The organism is Sphaerospermopsis reniformis (assembly GCF_005402885.1).
In the GTDB taxonomy this organism is placed as follows: Bacteria; Cyanobacteriota; Cyanobacteriia; order Cyanobacteriales; family Nostocaceae; genus Sphaerospermopsis; species Sphaerospermopsis kisseleviana.
Map to the genome: position 1 here is coordinate 1 of NZ_BJCE01000296.1, position 5,669 is coordinate 5,669.

General features: G+C 37.0%; 8 protein-coding genes and 2 pseudogenes. 7 read left to right on the top strand and 3 right to left on the bottom strand.

Annotated features, from left to right (window positions below; genetic code table 11):
- Positions 1 to 224 (top strand): annotated as a pseudogene (locus tag FFR48_RS29690) (RNA-guided endonuclease TnpB family protein); the annotation flags it as partial.
- A pseudogene (locus FFR48_RS30820) lies at positions 221 to 373 on the top strand (Sll1247 family protein); the annotation flags it as partial. The pseudogenes FFR48_RS29690 and FFR48_RS30820, both read left to right, overlap by 4 nt.
- Before the next feature lie 60 nt (positions 374 to 433).
- On the opposite strand, the gene FFR48_RS24665 reads toward FFR48_RS30820, so the two are convergent.
- Positions 434 to 1,285 (bottom strand): PD-(D/E)XK nuclease family protein, encoded by an 852-nt coding sequence (locus FFR48_RS24665; RefSeq protein ID WP_137669189.1) that lies wholly within the window; start codon positions 1,283 to 1,285, stop codon positions 434 to 436.
- Positions 1,286 to 1,401: 116 nt separating this feature from the next.
- On the opposite strand from FFR48_RS24665, the gene FFR48_RS24670 reads away from it, so the two are divergent.
- The 5 genes from FFR48_RS24670 (at position 1,402) to FFR48_RS24690 (ending at position 4,782) form a co-directional block, all read left to right on the top strand.
- Positions 1,402 to 2,829 (top strand): phosphoglucomutase/phosphomannomutase family protein, encoded by a 1,428-nt coding sequence (locus tag FFR48_RS24670; RefSeq protein WP_137669190.1) that lies wholly within the window; start codon positions 1,402 to 1,404, stop codon positions 2,827 to 2,829.
- Positions 2,830 to 2,983: 154 nt separating this feature from the next.
- The gene (locus FFR48_RS24675) at positions 2,984 to 3,253 is read left to right on the top strand and encodes a DUF1049 domain-containing protein (RefSeq protein WP_096571001.1); all 270 of its coding nucleotides are present in this window, start codon (positions 2,984 to 2,986) and stop codon (positions 3,251 to 3,253) included.
- Positions 3,254 to 3,327: 74 nt separating this feature from the next.
- Entirely contained in the window at positions 3,328 to 3,615 is a 288-nt protein-coding gene (locus FFR48_RS24680) for a BrnT family toxin (RefSeq protein ID WP_096570999.1), read from the top strand.
- Positions 3,584 to 3,856, top strand: a complete 273-nt coding sequence (locus FFR48_RS24685) for a BrnA antitoxin family protein (RefSeq protein ID WP_199291020.1) — start codon at positions 3,584 to 3,586, stop codon at positions 3,854 to 3,856. The genes FFR48_RS24680 and FFR48_RS24685 overlap by 32 nt, the downstream gene beginning before the upstream one ends.
- Positions 3,857 to 4,083: 227 nt before the next feature.
- Entirely contained in the window at positions 4,084 to 4,782 is a 699-nt protein-coding gene (locus FFR48_RS24690; RefSeq protein ID WP_137669191.1) for a Uma2 family endonuclease, read from the top strand.
- 66 nt (positions 4,783 to 4,848) lie between these two features.
- Here the strand turns inward: FFR48_RS24690 and FFR48_RS24695 are convergent, their stop codons facing one another.
- Both FFR48_RS24695 and FFR48_RS24700 read right to left on the bottom strand, forming a co-directional pair.
- Complete coding sequence (locus FFR48_RS24695; RefSeq protein WP_137669192.1) at positions 4,849 to 5,127, bottom strand: type II toxin-antitoxin system RelE/ParE family toxin; 279 nt, start codon at positions 5,125 to 5,127, stop codon at positions 4,849 to 4,851.
- Complete coding sequence (locus tag FFR48_RS24700) at positions 5,117 to 5,359, bottom strand: CopG family ribbon-helix-helix protein (RefSeq protein WP_137669193.1); 243 nt, start codon at positions 5,357 to 5,359, stop codon at positions 5,117 to 5,119. Before FFR48_RS24700 ends, FFR48_RS24695 begins: the two co-directional genes overlap by 11 nt.
- Positions 5,360 to 5,669: the final 310 nt, after the last annotated feature.

Below are 5,669 nucleotides of genomic sequence, written 5' to 3' on the forward strand. Positions count from 1 at the left end.
ATTTGCATAAACAACTAGGAACTTATCAGAAAAGCATTCATTATCAGGCATTGTATTCTGATACTTCCCAGCAAATACTGACCAGTGTAGCTGAATCTTTTAAATCGTACATTGGGCTACTAAAAGCCGCAAAAAAAGGTGAGGTTTCCCAGAAACCAAAATTACCCAATTACTGTAAAAGTGTTATGACTGTAGCTACTTTTACAGGCAGGTCATTAAACTAGAGAAGAGATTTGGAATTTTATTTAATCATTATGAAAATGCAACTACAGATGCTATTGATTGGTTAGTAGCAACTTTAGAACAATTAAATATTGCTATGAGTATTCACTTTGGTAATATTGATTTATCGTTTTTTAAGAGATTTTGTTAGAGGTTGCCAGGTGCTACGCCACGGTGACAGTAAAAAGGCAGGATGTTTTAAATTACAAAATTACGAATTACGAATTATTGGCGTTGAATGTGATTTTTCCGGGTTAAATTGAGAAAATTCACAGATTGAATTAAACGGACAAAAACGACAGTGATAACCGGGGTTAGGTGGGAAGATTTTACTAAAGTTATTGCTTATAGCTGCATAGTTTTGTAAATCAAGTTGGTGTTTATTTGCTACATTAGCCAACTCAAATTCCAAAGATGCTAACTCATGATTATTAATAGTAATTAAATCAGATTTTTTACCAATTTCCAAATTATAAAATGATGCTACGGCAGTTTTCCCAGGATAAAGATAACGTGCAGCTAATAAATAAACTAAAGCTTGTCTTTGATCAAAATCTGACTTACCAGTTTTAAAATCTAAAATATGCAAAGTGCTATCAGACTCAATAAAAACACAGTCCATAGCTGCATATAACCGAAAACAATAATTAGCTTTTTCAATGAAAATTGGTTTAGGAAAACCTTCATCACCAGGAGTTAATTGCAGAATGCGTTTATTTAACAGCAAAGGCGATTTTTGATATTTTTGTAAAATGTGCAGTACCCGTTGCTTGACTTGAAAAGTAAAATTACTTAATTTTAACAACTGGGCTACTTTTTCCACACCATCCGATTGAGTTAACCAATGGAGATGATGATGAAATTCATAGATACCCTTTTGGGCAAGCATACCAATCCGCTGTGGTGGTGTAGCTTGGGATAATAAAGCTTTTACCTCTGGTTCATGTTGTCGTGCTTTAATGAATCCCCTTCTCATTTGACAATGCCAATGTTCTTGGCCTCTTTTGGGGGAAACTAGGGACCAAAGGTGGTAACTTACAAAGGGTCTAGCAGGGATTGACATTGCTCAGGTACAGTGAGAGAAATTACCTTGGGGATACTTGCAGGATGGTGGTTGTTCCACAAGCTTTGCGGGATGCTTCCTCATAGTAGTGATGATGCACGGGAGAGAGTAGCAAAATGAGTAACCCTAACAATTCTGGTAAAATAAAATTCGGTACTGATGGCTGGCGTGGCATTATTGCCGATGATTTTACGTTTCCTAATGTGCGGAAAGTAACTAGGGCGATCGCTAGTTATCTGGAAACTGCCTATAGTAAAGACAGACCAGTTTTAATTGCCTACGATACAAGATTTTTGGCTGATGAGTTTGCACGGACATCTGCTGCGGTTTTGGCAGATTTAGGGTGGAATGTGAAAATTACGGATCGGGATTGTCCGACTCCTGTGATTGCCTACAATGCGAAACACCTTAATTCCGCAGGGGCTTTGATGTTTACTGCTAGTCATAATCCTGCACCTTATTGTGGTATTAAATATATCCCAGACTATGCTGGTCCTGCCACTCCAGAAATTACTGATACTATTGTGGCCAATATAGAAACGGCATCGGATGAGTTACCAGGAAGTAACCCATCTGGTACGATTTCTACTTTTGATCCGAAGCCCGATTATTTGCATTTTATCTACACATTGCTGGATGTGGAAAAAATTAAGGGTGCAAATTTAAAAGTTAAGTACGATGCTCTCTATTCTACATCTCGTGGCTATTTAGATGAGGTGCTGCAACATTGCGGTACTCAGTTGGAAAGTTTCCACACTTGGAGAGATGTACTTTTTGGCGGTGGTATGCCAGAACCTAAGGGTGAACAGTTGGTGGAGTTGGTGGAAGCTGTAAAAGCTGATAAAGCTGACTTGGGTTTAGCAACGGATGGAGATAGCGATCGCTTTGGGATCGTTGATGAACTGGGAAATGTTCTCACTCCCAATACAGTGCTGTTGGTTTTAGCAAGACATTTAATCAAAAACAAAGGTAAGAGTGGCGCGATAGTGAGAACTGTGGCGACTACTCATTTGCTGGATAATTTTGCGGCTAAATATGGCTTGCAAATTTATGAAACTGCGGTTGGTTTTAAATACATTGGTGAGAAAATGCGAGAAACCACCGTTTTAATTGGTGGTGAAGAGTCTGGTGGTTTAAGTGTTATTGGCCATATTCCCGAAAAGGATGGGGTTTTGGCTGATATGCTGGTGGCTGAGGCGATCGCCTATGAAGGTAAACCTTTAAGTGTGTTAGTTCAGGAAGCTATTGCTGAAGCTGATGGTCCTTTATATAACAACCGTTTGGATTTACACCTGACGGAAGCTCACAAAAACGCTGTGATTGATGCCTATATCAAAAATCCTCCTTCCGAAGTAGCGGGAATTAAAGTGAAGGAAGTGGGAAGAAAGGATGGGATTAAACTTTATTTAGAAGAAGGTAGTTGGGTGTTATTGCGTCCTTCTGGTACAGAACCTTTGGTGAGAGTGTACATGGAAACCAACTCACCGGATAAACTTAGTCAAATTGCAGCGACGATGGAAGCTGAAATTGCTAAGTTAGGATAGGTGACTAGATAGCCAGATAGCCAGGGAATAAATTCCCTGTCTAAAAGCAAAAGTCGGTTAAAACCGACTAGGAATATATTATTGAATTTCTGATTCCTGACTCAAGAGGGCAACCACAGGGGGTTGCCCCTACCCTTTTTTTATATATAAAATTATGAAAATGTTTGTGAATTTATTTATTTCTATAGTTATAGCTGGTTGGGTGTTGGCGATCGCACTAATTTCTGTGCAGAATGCCACACTTGTATCTTTAAAGTTTTTGGTTTTTCAATCAATACAAATTCCTTTTGGTTTGATGTTGGCTTTTTGGGTAGCGGTGGGTTTGGTTGGTGGGGTGGTTTTGCAGTCTCTTTGGGGTTTGGGTGAGTTGAAGTCTGGGGTTGATGAGGAGGCGGAATTTTTTATTGATGATGAGGATTTTTAGGGTTTTTCTCACGCAAAGACGCAAAGGCGCAAAGAGGAAGAGAGAGTTAGCAATTGGTGTGGTAGATTGAGTTTATGAAGTTTGAATGGGATGAGCGTAAAAACCAAAGTAATATCACAAAGCATGGTTTTGATTTTGCTGATGCTTACCGAATTTTTAATTTACCGATGCTTGTCTATATTGATGAACGACAAGATTATGGTGAAGAAAGATATATTGGTATTGGACTACTTGATGGTAGGGTTATAGTTGTTGTCTACACTGAACCTGATGTGAATATAGTTAGGATTATTTCATTAAGAAAGGCAATTTCTCATGAACGAAAACGCTATGAACAATACATCAAAAACAGATTGGGCTAGAATTGATGCCATGAGTGATGAGGAAATTGATACTTCTGATATTCCTCCTTTGTCGGATGAGTTTTTTGAGAAAGCACAGTTGCGAATGCCTCAATCACCTGTAAAAATTATGATTGAAGTTGATCCTGAAACTTTGGCTTGGTTTCAAGCACAGGGAGATAATGCTAAACAACAAATGGCGGTTGCTTTAAAGATTTATGCTGAAGCAAATAAGGCTTTTTCTGTGTCTGAGGTTAAGTAAGTTTGATGGATTTTTTTATTGATGATGAGAATTTTTAGTAGTTTTCTCACGCAAAGACGCAAAGAAGCAAAGAGGAAGAACAAAGTTTTTTATGAGTCGGTTTTAACCGACTTTTGCTTTTAGACAGGGAATTTATTCCCTGGCTCTTATTAAAAATTAGGGTATCTATTATTTAGTTATTTAGTGCTAAGATATTGGTAAAGTAAACAACTAACTAATTTAAAGTTATGGTTACTCAACCTCTACCCCTAAATACATCAGAGGTCATCTACCCAGACAGTGATGGACAACCAATGGCTAATAATACAGAACAGTTTCGTTGGATATTAGTTATTCAACAAAATTTAGATTGGTTATTTGCAGATAACCCTGATGTTTTTGTGGCTGGTGATTTATTTTGGTATCCCATTGAAGGGAAAAATTATATAGTCAATGCACCTGATGTTATGGTTGTATTTGGACGACCAAAAGGTAAACGCGGTTCTTATTTACAATGGCAAGAAAATAATATTGCGCCCCAGGTAGTTTTTGAAATTCTTTCTCCTAGCAATTCTCAAACCGAAATGGAGAGGAAATTGATATTTTATGAAAGATATGGAGTAGAAGAATATTATATTTATAATCCTCAAAATAATCAGTTGAGAGGATGGTTAAGAACGGAAGATGGTTTAGATGTCATTTCAGAAATGGAAAATTGGGTTAGTCCCAGATTAGGAATTAAGTTTGATTTATCAGGGGAAGAATTACAAATTTATCGTCCTGATGGGAATAAGTTTTCTTCATATCTGGAAATTTCTCAACTTTTGGAACAGGAAAAACAACGTGCTGAACAAGCAGAAACAGCTTTAGCAGCAGAAAGGAGAAAAACGCAACTTTTAGCGGAAAATTTAAAGGCTTTAGGTGTGAATCCTGATGAAATAGAGTGATAATAAAAAATAAATATAGTCGGTTAAAACCGACTTTCGCTTTTAGACTCTTAATTTATTCTCTGGTTATTTTGGATAGCGTTTTGATGTATGCAAAATTCGCAGAATTTCTACAGATTCTTCTTTAACTCGGTAAATCAGAATATACGGTGAGTGAGAAATTATCAATTCTCTTGTACCTTCAATTCTGCCATTTTTACCCATAAATGGATATTTTTCTAATTGGTTGGCAGCATTTTGAATTTTGATTATTAATTCCTGTGCTGCTGTAGGATTTTCTTGAAAAACGTAGTTATGCGCCTGTTCTAAGTTACGCAGCGCCCGACGTAGCCATTTAATCTGCATTACTTAGCCTTGCAAATGTCCCTTTTACTTCTTCATCACTAGCAAAATCTCCAGCATCCGCTTCAGTAATGCCTTTTTGGATTTCTTCGATTTGCCATTGATACATCTCTAAATAAGCGTTTATCGCTTCATTGAGAATATAGCTTCTATCGCGGTTTATGCCTTTTGCTAATGCGTCAATAACGGCTTTCTTGCTGCTGTCTATTCTAAATGTAATATTTTCTTTACTCATGGTTTTGTAAGAATCTTTCGTATTGCATTATATTATATAATATAACAATGTAATTTTTTATTAGAAACCTTTTGTAAGCTGTTACACAGCTAAATTGTATAATCCTAATATTCTGAACTCTTGTTTAACAGGCAAGATGCCTGTTCCACTTATACAAATTAAATGCACAACAGCTTATTAAATTAGGACTTACGCATTGACAGAATCAACCAAATATGAGGTATGGGTTTCGGGCATTTTAACGTGATTTTTTAATTATTTTTGGGCGATCGCTATTGATCGGAAGTTAATCGCCAAAAGCCTGAAACGA